The organism is Caenimonas soli, assembly GCF_013155545.1.
Taxonomy (GTDB): Bacteria; Pseudomonadota; Gammaproteobacteria; order Burkholderiales; family Burkholderiaceae_C; genus Ramlibacter; species Ramlibacter soli.
Genome location: NZ_JABJVV010000016.1, coordinates 19,313 through 36,620 on the forward strand (window position 1 = coordinate 19,313; position 17,308 = coordinate 36,620).

Below are 17,308 nucleotides of genomic sequence, written 5' to 3' on the forward strand. Positions count from 1 at the left end.
TCGCTTATCTTTTCAGTTTGGGATCGAGCGCGTCACGCAGGCCGTCGCCCATCAGGTTGAACGCCAGCACGGCCACCAGGATCGCCAGGCCCGGGAAGGTCACGACCCACCAGGCGCGCAGCACGAATTCGCGGGCATCGGCCAGCATCGTTCCCCACTCCGGCGAAGGCGGCTGCGCGCCCAGCCCGAGAAAGCCCAGGGCGGCGGCGTCGAGGATGGCGGTGGAAACGCCCAGCGAGGCCTGCACGATCAGCGGCGCCGCGCAGTTGGGCAGGACCTCGCTGAACATCAGCCGCAACGTGCCGGCGCCGCTGATGCGGGCCGCTGTCACATAGTCCTTGGACACTTCGGCGATCACCGCGGCGCGCGTGATGCGAACATAGTGCGGCAAGACCACGACCGCCACCGCGAGCATCGCGTTCATCAGCCCGGGGCCCAGGATGGCAACGATCACGATCGCCAGCAGCAGGCTGGGCAGCGTCAGGATGATGTCCATCAGCCGCATGATCGTGATCTCGACGATGCCGCGCGCGAACCCGGCGATGAGCCCCAGCGCGATGCCGGCCGCCAACGAGATCAGCACCACGGCCACACCGATCGACAGCGACAGGCGCGCGCCGTAGATCAGGCGCGAAAGGATGTCGCGTCCGATCGCGTCCGTTCCCAGCAGGAACTGCGACGATCCGCCCGCCTGCCACGACGGCGGCCTGAGAAAGGCCGCGCTGTTGGTCTGATCGGGCACGTGCGGGGCGAGCCAGGGCGCGAACAGCGCCACCAGCAGCAGCCCGACCACCACCAGCAAGCCCATCACCGCGCCCTTGTTGGCGGAAAACGAAATCCAGAATTCGCGCAGCGGGCCGGGCGGCGATGCGGCCACTACGGTCGGTGCGGTCGCTGTCTGCGCCATCTCAATGCCCTCCCTGGCGGATGCGCGGGTTGATGATGCCGTAGGTGACGTCGACCAGCAGGTTGACCAGCATCACCACGCCGCCCAGGAGCAGCATGCCGCCTTGCAGGATCGGGTAGTCGCGCCGGTTGATGGCCTCGATCAGCCACTTGCCGACGCCCGGCCAGGAGAAGATGGTCTCGGTCAGGATGGCGCCGGTGAACAGCACGCCCACCTGCAGGCCGATCACGGTGACGACCGGGATCAGCGCGTTGCGCAGCGCGTGCACGCCCACCACGCGAAACGGCGGCAGGCCCTTGGCGCGGGCCGTGCGGATGTAGTCCTCGCCCAGCACCTCGAGCATGGCCGAGCGGGTCATCCGCGCGACCACCGCCAAGGGGTTTGTTCCCAGGACGATGGTGGGCAGGATCAGGTGCTTGACGGTCGACCAGAACGCGCCCTTGTCGCCGGTCAGCCACGAGTCGATCAGCAGGAAGCCGGTGGTCGGCTCTATGTAGTGCTGCACGGCGATGCGCCCCGACACCGGCGTGAGCCCCAGCTGCACCGAGAACAGCAGGATCAGCAGCAGGCCCCACCAGAAGATCGGCATCGAATAGCCGGTGAGCGACGTCGCCATCACCCCGTGATCGAACACGGAGTTGCGCTTGACGGCGGCGATGATGCCGGCCGGGATTCCCAGCAGGAGTGCGAACAGGATGGCGCACGTCGCCAGTTCCACGGTCGCCGGAAACAGCGCGAGGAATTCGCTCAGCACCGGCTCCTGCGTGATGATGGACTTACCCAGGTCGCCGCGCAGCACCCGGCCGATGTAGATGCCGTACTGCACCAGCACCGGCTTGTCCAGGCCGTACTCCTTGAGCAGCTGGGCATGGCGCGTCGCGTCGATGCCGCGCTCGCCCGCCAGGGTTTCGATCGGGTCGCCCGGCACCAGGCGAATGAGGAAGAACGCCAGCAGCGTCATCCCGATGAAAGTCGGGATGATCAGCGACAGGCGCGTGAGAATGAACCTGAGCATGGAAAAGCCGGCAGGACCCGGGCGCGGGTGTCGACCTGCCTTGCTATTACTTCTTGTCGCGCAGCTCGCGGCGCAGGATTTTTCCAACCGGCGTCTTGGGCAGGTCGGTGCGGAACTCGATCACCTTGGGCTGCTTGTAGCCGGTGAGGTTGACCTTGCAGTACTCGCGCACCTTTTCCTCGGTCAGGCCCTGGTCTTTCTTGACGATCACCAGCTTGACGGCCTCGCCGGTCTTCTCGTCGGCCACGCCGACGACGGCGCATTCCATCACGCCGTCGAGCTTGGCCACGACCTCTTCCACTTCGTTCGGGTAGACGTTGAAACCGCTGACCAGCACCATGTCCTTCTTGCGGTCGACGATCTTGAAGTAGCCGCGCTCGTCCTGCACGCCGATGTCGCCGGACTTGAAGAAGCCGTCGGGGGTCATGACCTTGGCGGTCTCGTCGGGGCGCTGCCAGTAACCGGCCATGACCTGCGGGCCCTTGATGGCGATCTCGCCGGGCTGGCCCAGCGGCACCTCGTTGCCGTCGTCGTCCAGGCACTTCATATAAGTACTGGGAAGCGGAACGCCGATAGTGCCCGTGTACTCTTTGTTGGTGGTCGGGTTGCAGCTGGCCGAGGGCGAGGTTTCCGACAGGCCATAGCCCTCGCAGATCGGGCAGCCCGTCTTGTCCAGCCACAGCTTGGCCACGGCGCCCTGCACCGCCATGCCGCCGCCCACGGACACCTTGAGGTTCCTCCAGTTGACAGTGTTGAAGTCGGGGTGGTTGGCCAGGCCGTTGAACAGCGTATTGACCGCCGGGAAGCTGTGAATGGTTTCCTTCGACAGCGTCTTGAGCACGGCCGGCAGGTCGCGCGGATTGGGGATCAGGATCAGCTTGCCGCCCGTGCGCATGGACAGCATCATGCCCACCGTGAACGCGAAGATGTGATACAGCGGCAGCGCGCAGACGCCGGTGGGCTGTTCGCCGGCAGGCACCTTGTCCATCACGGGCTGGTTGAAGGCCTCGGACTGGAGCACGTTGGCGATGATGTTGCGGTGCAGGAGCACGGCGCCCTTGGAGACACCGGTGGTGCCGCCGGTGTACTGCAGCACGGCCACGTCTTCGGGCCTGATCTCGGGCTTCTTGAAGCTGCCGCGCGTGCCCTGGGCGATCGCGTCATTGAAACGGACGGCGCCCGGCAGTTTGAAGGCCGGCACCATCTTCTTGACGTTGCGCACCACGTAGTTGACCAGCGCGCCCTTGAGCAGGCCCAGCTGGTCGCCCATGGAAGCCAGCACCACATGCTTGATCGGCGTGTTGGCGATGCACTGCTCCAGGGTATTGGCGAAGTTCTCGACAATGATGATGGCCTTGGAGCCGGAGTCCTTGAGCTGGTGCTCGAGTTCGCGCGGCGTGTACAGGGGGTTGACGTTGACCACCACGTAGCCGGCGCGCAGGATGGCGGCAACGGCCACCGGGTACTGCGGCACGTTCGGCATCATGATCGCCACGCGGTCGCCCTTGGCCAGGCCCAGGCCCTGCAGGTAGGCGGCCAATGCGCGGCTGAGCGAATCGGTCTGGGCAAAGCTGACTTCCTTGCCCATGAAACTGTAGGCCGGGCGGTTGGCGTACTTCTGGAAGGCTTCTTCCATCAGCTGCACCAGCGAGGCGTACTGCGTGGGGTCGATGTCGGCGGGAACGCCGGGTGAATAGGAACTCAGCCAAGGGCGGCCGGCTACGAGATCGCTCATATCGCTCATTTTGTCTTCTCCAGTTCCCAATAGCGGGGCTCGCGGATTGTGTCGCCCGGTTGTTGCAGGCGTTATTGTGTTTTCCCTAGGGTTTCCGAGAGTGGGCGCTCTAAACAAAAAGCGACCAATTGGTCGCTTTTTGTATTACTCGATCGCCTTGCCCATGTCCTCGACCACCTTCTTGGCATCGCCAAAGACCATCATGGTCTTGTCCATGTAGAACAGCTCGTTGTCCAGGCCGGCGTAGCCCGCGGCCATCGAGCGCTTGTTCACGATCACGGTCTTGGCCTTGTAGGCCTCCAGGATCGGCATGCCGTAGATCGGGCTGCCCTTGGTCAGCGCGGCCGGGTTGACCACGTCGTTGGCGCCCAGGATGATGGCCACGTCGGCCTGGCCGAACTCGCCGTTGATGTCCTCCATCTCGAACACCTGGTCGTAGGGCACCTCGGCCTCGGCCAGCAGCACGTTCATGTGGCCCGGCATGCGCCCGGCCACCGGGTGGATGGCGTACTTCACCGTGATGCCCTTGTGTTTGAGCTTCTCGGCCAGTTCGTTGACCGCGTGCTGCGCGCGAGCCACCGCCAGGCCGTAGCCCGGCACGATGATCACGGTCTCGGCGTTGGCCAGCACGAAGGCCGCGTCGTCGGCCGAGCCGCTCTTGACGGGGCGCTGCGCCGTGCTGCCCGTCGCGGCCTGCCCGGCCTCGCCGCCGAAGCCGCCCAGGATCACGTTGAAGAAGCTGCGGTTCATCGCCTTGCACATGATGTACGAGAGGATCGCGCCGGAGGATCCCACCAGCGAGCCGGCGATGATCAGCATGGAGTTGTTCAAGGAGAAGCCGATGCCCGCGGCCGCCCAGCCCGAGTAGCTGTTGAGCATGGACACCACCACCGGCATGTCGGCCCCGCCGATCGGGATGATGATCAGCACCCCCATCACGAAGGACAGCGCCAGCATGGCGAAGAAGGCCGGCCAGTTGCCGGTCGCCATGAACACCAGGCCCAGGCCGATGGTGAGCAGGCCGAGGGCCAGGTTGAGCTTGTGCTGGCCGGCAAACACCACCGGCGCGCCCTTGAACAGGCGGAACTTGTAGGTGCCCGAGAGCTTGCCAAAGGCGATGACCGAGCCGCTGAAGGTGATGGCGCCGATGGCCGCGCCCAGGAACAGCTCGAGGCGGTTGCCCGCCGGGATGGGCTGGCCCTTGGCCACGATGCCGAAGGCATGGGGCTCGGCCACCGCGGCCACGGCGATGAAGACGGCGGCCAGGCCGATCATGCTGTGGAAGAACGCCACCAGCTCGGGCATCTTGGTCATCTCCACGGTCTTGGCGCGCCAGGCGCCGTAGCCGCCGCCCACCAGCAGGCCCAGCAGCACCCAGACCATGCCGGCGCCGCTGCCGGAGAGCTCCACGATCAGCGCGGCGGTGGTGAGCATGGCAATGGCCATGCCGACCATGCCGAACAGGTTGCCGCGGATCGACGTGGTGGGATGCGACAGGCCCTTCAGGGCCTGGATGAAGCAGACGGAGGCGGCCAGGTACAGCAGCGTGACGACGTTCATGCTCATTTGGCCACCCCCTTGTCGGCGGCCAGCGCGGCGGGCGTGGCGGGGGCTTTCTTTTCTTTCTTCTTGAACATCTCCAGCATGCGTCTAGTCACCAGGAAGCCGCCGAAGATGTTGACGGCGGCCAGCGCCACGGCCAGCACGCCCATGGTCTTGCCCAGCGTGGTTTCGGTCAGGGCCGCCGCCAGCATGGCGCCGACGATGACGATGGCCGAGATGGCGTTGGTCACGGCCATGAGGGGCGTGTGCAGCGCCGGCGTGACGGTCCACACCACGTGGTAGCCCACGTAGATGGCCAGCACGAAGATGATCAGGTTGATGACGGTGTGTGAGACTTCCATATCTTCTCCAGTTGGGGACAGAGCTGAAGGTCTGTCCCGCAAAGTTACTTAGCTTTCTTGACTTCGCCGTCTTTGGTCATCAGGCAGGCCGCCACGATGTCGTCGTTCAGGTCGATGTTGAGCGCGGCTTCCTTGGTGACGATGAGCTTGAGGAAGTCCAGCACGTTGCGCGCATACAGCGACGAGGCGTCGGCGGCCACCAGGGCCGGCAGGTTGGTCTCGCCCACCAACGTGACGCCGTGCTTCATCACCGTCTTGCCCGGTTCGGTCAGCGGGCAGTTGCCGCCCTGCGGGGCGGCCAGGTCGACGATGACCGAGCCGGGCTTCATGGCCCGCACCATCTCTTCGGTGACCAGCACCGGGGCCGGCCGGCCGGGGATGAGGGCGGTGGTGATGACCACGTCGGCCTGGGCCACCCGCTTGGCGACCTCGGCCTTTTGGCGGTCCAGCCAGCTTTGCGGCATGGGCCGGGCGTAGCCGCCCACGCCTTCGGCGGCTTCCTTTTCTTCCTGGGTCTCGTAGGGCACGTCGATGAACTTGGCGCCCAAGGACTCGACCTGCTCTTTGACCGAAGGACGCACGTCCGAGGCCTCGATCACGGCGCCCAGGCGCTTGGCGGTGGCGATGGCCTGCAGGCCGGCCACGCCCACGCCCAGGATCACCACGCGGGCGGCTTTCACCGTGCCGGCGGCCGTCATCAGCATCGGAAAGAAGCGCTGGTAGAGGTTGGAGGCGATCATCACGGCCTTGTAGCCGGCGATGTTGGCCTGCGAGGACAGCACGTCCATGCTCTGGGCGCGGGTGGTGCGCGGGGCCGCCTCCAGCGCGAAGCCGGTCAGGCCCGCCCCGGCCAGGCGCTGCAGGCCTTCGGCGTCGAAGGGATTGAGCATGCCCACCACGGTGGTGGCCGGCTTCATCAGCGCCGCCTCACTGGTTGAGGCATTGCGCACTTTGAGCACCAGCTCGCAGCCGAAGGCGCCGGCCGCGTCGGTGATCTCGCAGCCGGCCGCCTGGAAGGCCTCGTCGGTGATGCTGGCCGAAAGGCCCGCGCCCGACTGGACCCGCAAGGTGTGGCCCTGGGCCTTCAATTTCTTGGCCGTCTCGGGGGTGACGGCAACACGGGTTTCACCCGCCGTGGTTTCGGCGGGAACGCCAATCTGCATGGACGTTGCTCCTCGGGGTGATTGAAACGGTTGTAAGTGGTTGCTGACCGCGAGCTTACATGAAAGAAAGGCGAGTCCCTGTTGCCTGGGTGCCAGCAAAAGCAAAACTACCCGTAGCGCTGCGCGCCCGCGCCGCGGCCATCACTCTTCCCTAAGACAAATCCGGCACCATCTCCCTTCCATGCCCCTTACCTACCTCCTCGGCCTGTCGGCCGCACTCCACCTGTACATCGGCGCGCGCATCGTCCCGCCCTTTCCCGGCGCGGGAATGGCGACCCTCTTCGCCCTGCTGCTGGTGGCTTCGGCGTTGATGGTGCCCGTCGGCATGCTTTCGCGGCGGCTGGCCAAACCGCCCGTGTCGGATACGCTGGCCTGGGTCGGCCTGCTGTTCCTGGGCCTGTTCTCCTCGCTGTTCGTCTTCACGGTGCTGCGCGACGCCGTGCTGTTGCTGGCCTGGATCGCAAGCCTGATCGCTCCCGCAGGCTTGGCCCTGGACGGCTTGCGCATGCTCACCGCCGCCGCCGTACCCGTGCTGGGCATTGCCGTGACGTTCGTTGGCTTCCTGAACGCGCGCCGGACCGCCCAGGTGAAGAGGGTGGAGATCCCGCTGGCCGGACTGCCGGCGGGGCTGCACGGCTTCACCATCGTCCAGATCAGCGACGTCCATGTCGGCCCGACCATCCGAGCGCGCTATGTGGAAGGCATCGTCGAAGCGGTCAACCGGCTCAACCCGGACCTGGTCGCCATCACCGGTGACCTGGTCGATGGCTCCGTGCTCGAGCTGGGCGCCCAGGTTGCGCCCCTCTCCCGGCTGGTGTCCAAGCACGGCAGTTACTTCGTGACCGGCAACCACGAGTACTACTCGGGTGTGGAGCCGTGGCTGGTCGAGCTGCACCGGCTGGGCATCAAGGTGCTGCACAACGAGCATGTCGTGATAGAGCGCGGCGGCGCCAAGCTGGTGCTGGCTGGAGTGCCGGACTACAGCGCCGGCCACTTCGATGAGGCCCACCGCAGCGATGCCCGGGCTGCGGTGGCCGGGGCACCGGCCGGGGCGGTGAAATTACTGCTGGCGCACCAGCCGCGCAGCGCCCCGGCAGCTGCCGAGGCAGGGTTCGATCTGCAACTGTCAGGCCACACCCATGGCGGGCAGTTTCTGCCTTGGAGGTTTTTCGTGCAGTTCCAGCAGCCTTTTACTTCCGGGCTGCATAAGGTGGGCCGGATGTGGATCTACGTCAGCCGTGGAACGGGCTACTGGGGCCCGCCCAAGCGCTTCGGTGCACCATCCGAGATCACCGAATTGCGCTTGGTGGCCTCCGCCGTCTGATTCCTACACGGACCCGGGCACTTGTCTGACATGGCTGAGGTTGGGGCGGGCCAAAAACTGCCTGTATGGCACGCCCAGCATCCCTCTCCACCCCCCTCACCGGCGCCCGCGCCGGCAACGTCAACTACCTCGGAGCCGCGCGTTCACGACGCAAATTCGAGCTGTTCTACCCTGATGGTTTCCAGGACGAGACCTATCAGATCGCCGAGCGCTCGTACAAGGAGCGCGCGCACCTGGAGTGGCAGGGCGAACTCGGCGCGGCCGACTTTCGCAAGCTGCTGGCGCGTGGCGAGTTCCGCCAGATCGCGGATGCCGCCGTGCGCATCGAGTCCCGCACCAACCTGCTGTTCTCGTTCGAGAAGATGGCTTTGCGCGACGCGGTGAAAACCCCGGCGGGGGCCCGCCTGTTTGCTACCGAGCTGTATGCCTTTCTCTGGGGGCGCGGCTCGCCCCAGAGAAAGTTCGAGGACTGGATCCAGGCCGTGGCCGATCTGCCGCGCAGGCAGACGCGGGTGCTGACCTGGCCGCTGGTGACGGTTTTTGGCTTCATCGCCCGGCCCGACAAGCACCTGTTTCTCAAGCCGATGGTGACCCGCAAGGCGGCCCAGGCCTACGGTTTCGATTTCCAGTACCGCTCGCAGCCGTCGTGGGCGGTCTACCAGTCGCTGCTGACCTTCGCGGCCATCATCCGCCGCGACCTGGACCGCAGGCCCGGCTTCAAGGCCCGCGACATGATGGACGTCCAGTCCTTTATCTGGGTGCAGGGCTCGGAGGAGTACGAGCCGTAGCCGCCGTCATCGCGGGCTCCGCCACGGGTTCCACGGCGGGCTCCAGCGTGGGTTCGATGGCCGGTTCATTGGGTTGATTGCCAGGCTGTCCGTCGGGCTGGGCCCTGGCCTTCGCCCTGACCCGGGGCTGCGGACTGCGCGCCCTGAGGCAGGAAAAGGTTTCCTGCAGCAGCGGCAGGGCGTTGAACACCCCGACCAGCAGCAGGCCGGCCAGGACGTAATTGCCCGGCAGCGGCTGCTCCTTCAGGCGCAGCGACCAGTCCGCCGGCCCTTCGCTCGCAGCCACCGCCATCAACAGCGCCAGGGACAGCAGCGGGAGCATCTCCAGGAAGCTGTGCACCATCTGCTCGAAGGGGCCGACGTCGCGGACCAGGGTGCTGTAGTTCAAGTCCCAGTAGACGGTGAGCTCGTGCACCACGAACACGATGAACACCAACAGCAGCACGGCGGCATTGATTTCCAGCAAGACCACCGCCGCGACGCCCACCCCGATCTCGCCGAACATCAGCAGGTGCAAGAGGTTTTCCTTCAGGCCGCTGGTCTGGGCGAGGCCGGTGCGCAGGTGGCAAATCCAGTCGGCGAAGCCCGCTGCCACCCACAGCGGGAACGCAACGTAGGCAAGGAAAAGACTGGCCGGCTCCTGCATGGGTAAGAGCTTACGGCCAATCGCCCGCGAACTGGTATCGCGATAATCGAGCCCATGCAAACACCCTGGAAACCCAGCGTCACGGTCGCGGCCATCATCGAAAAGGATGGCCGGTTCCTGCTGGTGGAAGAGGAAACCACCGACGGCCTGATGCTCAACAATCCGGCGGGCCACCTGGACCCGGGCGAAACGCCGGCCGATGGCTGCGCCCGCGAAGTGCTGGAGGAGTCGGCCTATGCGTTCCGGCCCACCGCCCTGGTCGGCATCTATCTGGCGCGCTCCAGGCGCTCCTCGACCGGGCTGGACACCACCTACCTGCGCATTGCGTTTTGCGGCGAACTGGGTACCCATGACCCGACTCGCCCGCTGGACAAAGGCATCGTGCGGACCTTGTGGCTCACGGCCGAAGAAGTGCGCGCCAGTGCGGCGCGGCACCGCAGCCCGCTGGTGCTGCAATGCATCGAGGACTACCTGGCCGGGGCGCGCCATCCCTTGTCCGCGATCTACACGCATCCCAGCGTGATGGTCGGGCGGGCATGAGCCGGAAGCCGCGCGTCGTCGTCGGGCTGAGCGGAGGGGTGGACTCCGCGGTTACCGCGCACCTGCTCAAGGCGCAGGGCTTTGACGTGGTCGGCATCTTCATGAAAAACTGGGAAGATGACGACGACAGCGAGTACTGCTCATCCAACGAAGATTTCATCGACGCCGCCAGTGTCGCCGACGTGATCGGCATCGAGATCGAGCACGTCAACTTTGCCGCCGAGTACAAGGACCGGGTTTTCGCCGAGTTCCTGCGTGAGTACCAGGCCGGGCGTACCCCCAACCCGGACGTGCTGTGCAATGCCGAGATCAAGTTCAAGGCCTTCCTCGACCATGCGATGCGCCTGGGTGCCGGGAAGATCGCCACCGGGCATTACGCGAGGGTTCGCGAGCACCAGGGAAAATTCCAGTTGCTCAAGGGCCTGGATGAAACCAAGGATCAGAGCTACTTCCTGCATCGCCTGAACCAGGCCCAGCTGTCCAAGACGCTGTTCCCGGTGGGCGAGCTGCGCAAGAGCGAAGTGCGGCGCATCGCCGAGGAGATCGGCCTGCCCAACGCGAAGAAAAAGGACTCGACAGGCATCTGCTTCATCGGCGAGCGGCCGTTCCGCGATTTCCTCAACCGCTACATCTCCAAGGAGCCGGGGCCGATCAAGGACGAGCGCGGCCGGGTGATCGGCCAGCACCAGGGCCTGTCGTTCTATACCCTGGGCCAGCGCCAGGGCCTGGGCATAGGCGGCGTCAAGGAGAAGGGCGCGCAACGCGGCGGCGGCGAGCACGAGCCCTGGTTCGTGGCGCGCAAGGACATGGAGAAGAACACCTTGTGGGTGGTGCAAGGGCATGACCACCCCTGGCTGCTGTCGAAGTCGCTGGAGGCGGATGACGCCAGCTGGGTGGCGGGCGAGGCGCCCGCGCCGGGAGCCTACGCGGCCAAGACACGCTACCGGCAGGCCGATGCGCGCTGCACGCTGGCTTCCTCAGCCAGCGCCGCCTTCGAACTCGATTTCAGCGAGCCGCAATGGGCGGTGACGCCCGGGCAGTCGGCCGTGCTGTACGACGGCGAGGTGTGCCTGGGCGGTGGGGTGATCGCGGCGGCCCGTTAGGCGCGCGAAAGCCGGCCTTCCGGTTGCCGCTTGGCGCGACCGAGACTGGCGGCGATCAGCGCGGCGCCCAGCGTGACGAGCCACGAAAAGTACACCCACAGCAGGAAGACGAGGAAGGGGGCAAATGCGCCGTACACCGTCTTGTAGGTCGGCACCTGAAGGAGGTAAGCCGCGAAGGCATGCTTGCCGAGCTCGAACGCGATGCTGGCCAGCAAACCGCCCGCGATCGCCTCGCGCCGCCGCACCTTGGCATTCGGCACGAAGTAGAACAGGCTGGCGAATCCGGCCGTGCCGAGAATGACCGGTCCCAGGTTCAGCACGAAGCGGGCCGACGGCGGCAGGCCGCCGAGCAGGCCGGCCGATGCCGCCATCAGGTACGAAGTCGCCCACAGGCTCGCACCCAAGAGGGCGGGGGCCACCGCCAGCATCAGCAGGTAGAGGCCCAGGCGGGCAAAGATAGTCCGGTTCTTCCTCACCTGCCAGATCCGGTTGAGCACGGTCTCCACGCTGAAAAGCATCGACAGGGCCGTGGCGAGGATGAAGAGCGACCCTACCAAGGTCAGGCCGCTGGTGTTCGCAGCGAACTGGCCAAGGTACTTCAACACTATCCGGGAGATGTCGGCGGGCAGCAGGCCCTTCAACAGGTGTGCCCTGATCGCTTCACCAGCGCCCCGGAACACCGGAAACCGGGTGAACAGCGCGAAGCTCACCGCCAGCAGCGGCACGACGGAAAGCAAGGTCGTGAACGTCAGGCTCCCGGCCACCTGGGCCAGGCGCTCTTCCCTGGCCCGCCGGACCGTGAGCCGAATCAAGATTTGCGCTCGTTAGAACGGATATTCGGACAAAAAGCCGTGGGTTGACGGCTCAGTGTGAGTGAGTGGAGTCATGACCGGTCCTTGCATTTGTGGGTACATCGGGGTTTTGGGCGGAAGTGGCCCTGCGGTTCCGATTCTGACCGAAATTGTGGGTAGGCCTACGCTGACGCGTTCGAGGAGCGTGGGGCTCGCCTCCCCGCGTTGCGCAACTCAGGCGGGCAGGACCTTGCCCGGATTCAGGAGTCCGCGTGGGTCCAGCGCGTTCTTCAGCAGGTGCATCACACGCAACTGGTGGCCGTCCTTGTAGCGTCGCATCGCGCCGAGCTTGAGCTGGCCAATGCCGTGCTCGGCGCTGAAGCTGCCGCCGTGTGAGGAGACCAGGCCGTACACCAGGTCATCGAGGAATTCGACTGCGCTGTCCGCGGTGCCCGTGGGCGCCACGACGTTGACGTGGAGGTTGCCATCGCCCACATGCCCGAAGACGAACAGACGCAGCGATGGCTCGCGCGTGAGGCCCGGCGCCAGCTCGGTCAGGAACTGCGGGATGCGCCGCAGTGGAAGCGAGACGTCGAACTTTTGCACTCGTCCGATGCCGCGCAGCGACTCGGTGATGTTTTCGCGCAGTGCCCACAAGGCCTGGGCCTGGGCGCCGCTCTGTGCCACGCAGGCGTCATTGCAGATGCCGTCTTCCAGCAACTGCATCACCAGCGCCTCGGCCTGCGAGGCAAGTGACGAAGTCGCCAGCGTGTCTTCGAGCTGTACGAGCACAGCGAAAGGAGTGGCGTGCTCGAAGGGCACGCGCGCGCCCGGGATGTGATGGACAACCGCATCGACCGACGCTGCATCGAGCAGCTCAAACGCCACCACGCGGGCGCCGAACGTACCGGCGATTCTCTCGAACGCGGCCATCGCACTACCCGCCGATTCGACGGCCGCCATCAGTGTCACCGTTTCAACGGGCAGCGGATGCAGCGCGAGGCTGACCTGGGTGACGATGCCGAGCGCGCCCTCGCTGCCGATGAAGAGCTGCTTGAGGTCGAAGCCGGTGTTGTCCTTGCGAAGCGGTGACAGCATGTCGAGCCGCGTGCCGTCGGCCAGCACGACTTCCAGGCCGAGCACGAGTGAGCGAATCGAGCCGTAGCGCAGCACCGACACGCCACCTGCATTGGTGGCGACATTGCCACCCACCTGGCAACTCCCTTCCGCCGCAAGCGACAAGGGGAACGTGCGTCCGGCTTCGGCCGCCGCCTGCTGCACCTGCTGCAGCACACAGCCGGCTTCCACCAGCATGGTGTTGGCGACAGTGTCTACATCGAGAATGCGCCGCATGCGCGCCAGCGATACCACCACTTCACGATCAGGCTGCGACGGCACTGCGCCACCGCATAGCCCGGTGTTGCCGCCCTGCGGCACGATCGGGAGTCCCTCCCGCGCGAGCACGCGCACCACGGCGCAGACTTCCTCCGTGCTGCCCGGTCGCACGACCAGTGCGGGAACCTGCTGAACCCTGCCCGGCCAGTCCGTTCCGAACACCACGAGACGTTCGTCGCCGGGCACGATGACATTGGCCGCCCCGACCACGGCAGCCAGCTCCCGGACAACGTTCGGGGATACCGCGGGCGGCATGCTACCGCTCGCCGGAAACGTTGCCGACAATGCGCTCCACGCTGCAAGCCAGGGACAGGAAGCGCGGGTCTTCCTTGACGAAGCCCACCAGTTGCAGGCCAACGGGCAGGCCGTTCGGCCCGCGCGCCACCGGCAGGCTGATGGAGGGGTTGTGCAGTAGCGACCAGATGCGGATGAATGCCGAGCTGCCGGTCGAAGATGCCGGCGGCGCTTCGCCCAGGCATGCAGGCATGGCCAGCACGTCCACACCGCGCAGTTCGTCCGGGAACGCTCGGCGGCACGCGTCCGCCAGGTCCAGCGCGCGTGCGTAGTCCTTGTCGGTGTAGGTTGCGCCCAGGTCCAGGTAGGCAATCAACTCGGGATCACATTTGTCCGCGTGGTAGCGGCGCAGTTCCGCGTATTCACGTGCCAGGTCGTACGCCATGATCACGTCCTGCGCTTCACCGATCTCGTCGAACATGCCGGGCAGGCGCAGTTCGCGCAGCTTTACACCCGCGCGCGACAGGCTTTGCAGATTGGCCTCGAAGGCATGCTGCACGCAAGGCTCAGCGTCCTTCCAGTGGGCGGAGCGCCAGACGCCCGCGGTGAAGTCCGTGCGGTGCGCCGCCTGGCTGTCATATCGTGGGTCCGACATGAATACGCGCATGAACAGCGTCACGTCTTCGACGGATCGTGCCAAAGGCCCGACCACGTCCAGCGGCCGCGAGTAGGTGCGGATACCGAAGTAGGGAATCGCATCCAGCGTGGGCTTGAAGCCTACGGCGCCGTTGAAGGTTGCGGGCCGTAGGATGGAGCCGGCCGTCTGCGTGCCGATCGAGATCGGCGTCATGAAGTCGGCCACGGCCGCACCCGAACCGGCCGACGACGCGGCCGGTGTGCGCGTGATGTCGTGCGGATTGCGGCAGGGTCCGGGCAACATGATGGCGTGGCGCGACACCGTGTTCTTGCCGAGGATGGAAAAGCCGAGGCGGCGCGCCATCGTCACCACAGGCGCATCGATCGTCGGCTGCCTGCCATTGAAGATCTCCGGCTCGCCCAGTTCGGTGGGCATGTCCGCGGTGTCGATCGTATCCTTGACGCCCAGCGGCACACCGTCGAATATGCCTCGACGCCCCTGCTTGTCGACAGCACGCGCATGGGCCAATGCGGAGTCGGCGGCGACATGTACCCAGGCCTTGACGTCGCCGTTGCGTTCGGCAATGCGTTCGAGGCAGGCTTGCACCCACGCTTCGCACGTCAGGTTGCCGGTGTCGAGGGCGCGGATGCCTTCAGCTGCGGACAGTGCCGCCAGGCGCGAGGGCGCGGGTCGGCGGGGGGAAAGAAGGGGGGTGGACGACAGGACCGTGCTCACGAATCGACTCCTTGGGGATGGGGTGTTTCGGCCTTGCGGCCGCGACCGATGTAGAGATCGGCCATGTTCTTGTTGCTCAACAGGTTCTGGCCGGTATCGGTCAGCACGATGCGGCCCTGGTCCAGGATGTAGCCGCGGTCGCTGAAGGCCAGCGCCTGGCGCGCACGCTGTTCGACCATGAGCACGGCGACGCCGAGTAGCGGCAACTTGCGCACTTCGCCGAACACCTGCTCGGTGAGCCCGGGCGACAGTGCCGCCGACGGCTCGTCCAGCAGCATCAGCCGCGGCGACGACATCAGGGCGCGCGCAAAGGCGAGCTGCTGGCGTTCACCGCCGGAAAGGTTCTCGGCATTGGTCTTGCGGCGTTCGGCAAGCGCCGGGAACAGATCAAACATTTCGCGGATGCGCTCGGGCAGCCGCTTCACATGCTCGACCACCTGCAGGTTCTCCAGCACGGTGAGCGAGCCGAACACGTTGCGCACCTGCGGCACGTAGGCAATGCCTTCCCCGACGCGCCGCTCGGGCGGCGTGCCGACCAATTGCTTGCCCTCGAAGTCGATGCTGCCGGACAGGCGCGGCAGCAGCCCCATAACAGCCTTGATCAGCGTCGACTTGCCTGCGCCGTTGGTGCCCGCAATGGTGACGATTTCGCGGTCGTTCACGTGCATCTCGATACCCGACACAATGTCGACCTCGCCATAGCCGGCGCTCAGGCCGGAAAGACGCAGCACGCTCAAATCACACCTCCCATGTAAGCTTCGCGTACCTTCTCGCTCTCCAGCACTTCGTCGGGCGTTCCATGCGCGATCACCTGTCCGCGATCCATCGCGTACATCTCGGGGACGATGCGCGACAGCTCCTCAAGGTTGTGCTCGATGACCAGCACGGCCATGCCCTGCCGATTGAGTTCGACAATGCGCTCGGACAGCTCTTCGATCAGGACCGGGTTGACACCCGCGAATGGCTCATCCAGCAGGATCGCGGCGGGCTTGAGCATCAGCAAGCGGCCGAGCTCCAGCAACTTCTTCTGCCCGCCGGAGAGCCGCCCTGCGCGTTCATCGGCCACGCGTTCCAGATTGAGGAACCGCAGCAGCTCGCGCGCACGCTGGCCGACTTCATCTTCTTCGCGCCGCACGCGGCTGCGCGCGAACACGAGTGCCGCAAGATATTCGCCCGCCTGCCCGGGGGCTGCGGCCATCATGTTGTCGAACACCGTCAGTTCGGAAAACTCGCGCGGCACCTGGAATGTGCGCGCGAGGCCGCGCTGCACCCGCTTGTGGATCGGCAGGCGTGACACGTCTTCACCGCGAAAAGAGACTGAGCCCGAGTGCAGCGGGATGTAGCCGGTGATGGCGGAAAACAGCGTGCTCTTGCCTGCGCCATTCGTGCCGATCATTCCCACCAGCGCGCCCTCGTTGAGCGTGACGTCGACGTTGTCGAGCACCTTGAAGCCACCGAAAGCGGCGCTCACGCCCTGGACGGAAAGGAGCGCCATCTCAGCGCTCCTTCCCGGCGCTCTTGGCGCCGAATAGGCCCTGCGGGCGATACAGCATCACGCAGATCAGGCACATGCCGATGATCCAGAAGCGCACGCTGGCCAGTTGTACTTCGGACACGCCGACGACGAAGTCGCGCAGGAAGCGTGAGCCTTCCAGGAAGCCGAGCAGCACGACGGTGCCCAGCACCACGCCGCTCAGCCGCCCGACGCCGCCGACGATGATGGCAATCCACACGTAGAAGGTGATCAGCGGCACGAACTGCTCCGGGCTGATGAATGTGAGGTAGTGCGCCTGGAAGGCGCCGGCCAGGCCGGCAAGCCCCGCGCCGATCATCAGCGAGCGGGTCTTGAAGCGCGCCGGGTCCTTTCCCAATGCCTGCACCGCGACTTCGTTGTCGCGGATGGCGCCTATCAGGCGGCCGAACGGGCTGCGGATCAGGCCCAGCGACAATGCCAGCACTGCTGCGTTGACAACGATCAGCGTGATCAGAATCCAGAAGTCCGCCGACGTGCCGGCCACTTCGCCATAGAGCCGCGGGATGCCGGGCACACCGTGCACACCACGCGTGAGCCACTCTTCCTTCTGCAGCACCATTCGCACCGATTCGGAAAAGCCTAGCGTGACGATTGCCAGGTAGTCGCCGCGCAGCCGCAGCGCGATCATGCCCAGCGGCCAGGCGCAGGCGGCGGCGAGCACCACCGCCACGGCCATCGAGATGCCAATCGGCACGCCTTTGAGGGCCAGCAGCGCGGAGGTATAGGCGCCGATCGCGAGAAAGCCGACGTGGCCGAAATTGATCAGCCCGGTAAAGCTGTATTGCAGCGAGAGGCCTGCCGACAACAGCAGGTACGTGAGGATGGCGATCCCGATGGTTACCAGATAGGCGTCCATG

The 17,308-nt window shown here is 65.8% G+C and carries 17 protein-coding genes; 4 read left to right on the forward strand and 13 right to left on the reverse strand.

Annotation, left to right across the window (positions count from 1 at the left end; all coding sequences use genetic code 11):
• Positions 1-4: 4 nt before the first annotated feature.
• From HNE04_RS21570 to HNE04_RS21595, 6 genes are all read right to left on the reverse strand, one after another.
• Complete coding sequence (locus HNE04_RS21570) at positions 5-907, reverse strand: ABC transporter permease subunit (RefSeq protein ID WP_172223878.1); 903 nt, start codon at positions 905-907, stop codon at positions 5-7.
• Position 908: 1 nt separating this feature from the next.
• Positions 909-1,922, reverse strand: a complete 1,014-nt coding sequence (locus HNE04_RS21575) for an ABC transporter permease subunit (protein WP_172223879.1) — start codon at positions 1,920-1,922, stop codon at positions 909-911.
• A gap of 46 nt (positions 1,923-1,968) precedes the next feature.
• The gene (locus HNE04_RS21580; protein WP_172223882.1) at positions 1,969-3,657 is read right to left on the reverse strand and encodes a long-chain-fatty-acid--CoA ligase; all 1,689 of its coding nucleotides are present in this window, start codon (positions 3,655-3,657) and stop codon (positions 1,969-1,971) included.
• Between the two features lie 144 nt (positions 3,658-3,801).
• On the reverse strand, positions 3,802-5,223 hold the full coding sequence (locus tag HNE04_RS21585; protein WP_172223883.1) for an NAD(P)(+) transhydrogenase (Re/Si-specific) subunit beta: 1,422 nt from the start codon (positions 5,221-5,223) through the stop codon (positions 3,802-3,804).
• Positions 5,220-5,561 (reverse strand): NAD(P) transhydrogenase subunit alpha, encoded by a 342-nt coding sequence (locus HNE04_RS21590; RefSeq protein ID WP_172223886.1) that lies wholly within the window; start codon positions 5,559-5,561, stop codon positions 5,220-5,222. The genes HNE04_RS21585 and HNE04_RS21590 overlap by 4 nt, the downstream gene beginning before the upstream one ends.
• Positions 5,562-5,605: 44 nt before the next feature.
• The gene (locus HNE04_RS21595; protein WP_172223888.1) at positions 5,606-6,724 is read right to left on the reverse strand and encodes a Re/Si-specific NAD(P)(+) transhydrogenase subunit alpha; all 1,119 of its coding nucleotides are present in this window, start codon (positions 6,722-6,724) and stop codon (positions 5,606-5,608) included.
• A 181-nt stretch (positions 6,725-6,905) separates the two neighbouring features.
• Between HNE04_RS21595 and HNE04_RS21600 the strand changes: the two genes are divergently transcribed.
• A complete protein-coding gene (locus tag HNE04_RS21600) occupies positions 6,906-8,048 on the forward strand; it encodes a metallophosphoesterase (RefSeq protein ID WP_172223891.1) in 1,143 nt (380 codons plus the stop codon).
• 65 nt (positions 8,049-8,113) lie between these two features.
• Complete coding sequence (locus HNE04_RS21605) at positions 8,114-8,836, forward strand: hypothetical protein (protein WP_172223893.1); 723 nt, start codon at positions 8,114-8,116, stop codon at positions 8,834-8,836.
• On the opposite strand, the gene HNE04_RS21610 is transcribed toward HNE04_RS21605, so the two are convergent.
• Complete coding sequence (locus tag HNE04_RS21610) at positions 8,799-9,482, reverse strand: diguanylate cyclase (protein ID WP_172223895.1); 684 nt, start codon at positions 9,480-9,482, stop codon at positions 8,799-8,801. The genes HNE04_RS21605 and HNE04_RS21610 overlap by 38 nt on opposite strands.
• Positions 9,483-9,536: 54 nt before the next feature.
• Here HNE04_RS21610 and HNE04_RS21615 point away from each other — a divergent pair, with 54 nt between their 5' ends.
• Entirely contained in the window at positions 9,537-10,022 is a 486-nt protein-coding gene (locus HNE04_RS21615; protein ID WP_172223898.1) for an NUDIX hydrolase, read from the forward strand.
• Positions 10,019-11,125: a tRNA 2-thiouridine(34) synthase MnmA gene (gene mnmA, locus HNE04_RS21620; protein WP_172223900.1), complete on the forward strand. Its 1,107-nt coding sequence runs from the start codon at positions 10,019-10,021 to the stop codon at positions 11,123-11,125. Before HNE04_RS21615 ends, mnmA begins: the two co-directional genes overlap by 4 nt.
• Here mnmA and HNE04_RS21625 read toward each other — a convergent pair.
• From HNE04_RS21625 to HNE04_RS21650, 6 genes are all read right to left on the reverse strand, one after another.
• The gene (locus HNE04_RS21625; protein ID WP_207717680.1) at positions 11,122-11,937 is read right to left on the reverse strand and encodes a YihY family inner membrane protein; all 816 of its coding nucleotides are present in this window, start codon (positions 11,935-11,937) and stop codon (positions 11,122-11,124) included. The genes mnmA and HNE04_RS21625 overlap by 4 nt on opposite strands.
• Positions 11,938-12,150: 213 nt before the next feature.
• Positions 12,151-13,566 (reverse strand): FAD-binding oxidoreductase, encoded by a 1,416-nt coding sequence (locus tag HNE04_RS21630; protein ID WP_172223902.1) that lies wholly within the window; start codon positions 13,564-13,566, stop codon positions 12,151-12,153.
• A 1-nt stretch (position 13,567) separates the two neighbouring features.
• Positions 13,568-14,917 (reverse strand): amidase, encoded by a 1,350-nt coding sequence (locus HNE04_RS21635; RefSeq protein ID WP_172223905.1) that lies wholly within the window; start codon positions 14,915-14,917, stop codon positions 13,568-13,570.
• Positions 14,914-15,585 (reverse strand): ABC transporter ATP-binding protein, encoded by a 672-nt coding sequence (locus HNE04_RS21640; RefSeq protein ID WP_172224119.1) that lies wholly within the window; start codon positions 15,583-15,585, stop codon positions 14,914-14,916. Before HNE04_RS21640 ends, HNE04_RS21635 begins: the two co-directional genes overlap by 4 nt.
• Before the next feature lie 65 nt (positions 15,586-15,650).
• Positions 15,651-16,412 (reverse strand): ABC transporter ATP-binding protein, encoded by a 762-nt coding sequence (locus HNE04_RS21645; RefSeq protein ID WP_172223907.1) that lies wholly within the window; start codon positions 16,410-16,412, stop codon positions 15,651-15,653.
• 1 nt (position 16,413) lies between these two features.
• A complete protein-coding gene (locus tag HNE04_RS21650; RefSeq protein ID WP_172223910.1) occupies positions 16,414-17,307 on the reverse strand; it encodes a branched-chain amino acid ABC transporter permease in 894 nt (297 codons plus the stop codon).
• Position 17,308: the final 1 nt, after the last annotated feature.

Bases quoted from the DNA above. Each gene is read 5' to 3' on its own strand.
- HNE04_RS21570 (WP_172223878.1), bottom strand. From the start codon at position 907: ATGGCGCAGACAGCGACCGCACCGACCGTAGTGGCCGCATCGCCGCCC.
- HNE04_RS21575 (WP_172223879.1), bottom strand. From the start codon at position 1,922: ATGCTCAGGTTCATTCTCACGCGCCTGTCGCTGATCATCCCGACTTTC.
- HNE04_RS21580 (WP_172223882.1), bottom strand. From the start codon at position 3,657: ATGAGCGATCTCGTAGCCGGCCGCCCTTGGCTGAGTTCCTATTCACCC.
- HNE04_RS21585 (WP_172223883.1), bottom strand. From the start codon at position 5,223: ATGAGCATGAACGTCGTCACGCTGCTGTACCTGGCCGCCTCCGTCTGC.
- HNE04_RS21590 (WP_172223886.1), bottom strand. From the start codon at position 5,561: ATGGAAGTCTCACACACCGTCATCAACCTGATCATCTTCGTGCTGGCC.
- HNE04_RS21595 (WP_172223888.1), bottom strand. From the start codon at position 6,724: ATGCAGATTGGCGTTCCCGCCGAAACCACGGCGGGTGAAACCCGTGTT.
- HNE04_RS21600 (WP_172223891.1), top strand. From the start codon at position 6,906: ATGCCCCTTACCTACCTCCTCGGCCTGTCGGCCGCACTCCACCTGTAC.
- HNE04_RS21605 (WP_172223893.1), top strand. From the start codon at position 8,114: ATGGCACGCCCAGCATCCCTCTCCACCCCCCTCACCGGCGCCCGCGCC.
- HNE04_RS21610 (WP_172223895.1), bottom strand. From the start codon at position 9,482: ATGCAGGAGCCGGCCAGTCTTTTCCTTGCCTACGTTGCGTTCCCGCTG.
- HNE04_RS21615 (WP_172223898.1), top strand. From the start codon at position 9,537: ATGCAAACACCCTGGAAACCCAGCGTCACGGTCGCGGCCATCATCGAA.
- mnmA (WP_172223900.1), top strand. From the start codon at position 10,019: ATGAGCCGGAAGCCGCGCGTCGTCGTCGGGCTGAGCGGAGGGGTGGAC.
- HNE04_RS21630 (WP_172223902.1), bottom strand. From the start codon at position 13,566: ATGCCGCCCGCGGTATCCCCGAACGTTGTCCGGGAGCTGGCTGCCGTG.
- HNE04_RS21640 (WP_172224119.1), bottom strand. From the start codon at position 15,585: ATGCACGTGAACGACCGCGAAATCGTCACCATTGCGGGCACCAACGGC.
- HNE04_RS21645 (WP_172223907.1), bottom strand. From the start codon at position 16,412: ATGGCGCTCCTTTCCGTCCAGGGCGTGAGCGCCGCTTTCGGTGGCTTC.
- HNE04_RS21650 (WP_172223910.1), bottom strand. From the start codon at position 17,307: ATGGACGCCTATCTGGTAACCATCGGGATCGCCATCCTCACGTACCTG.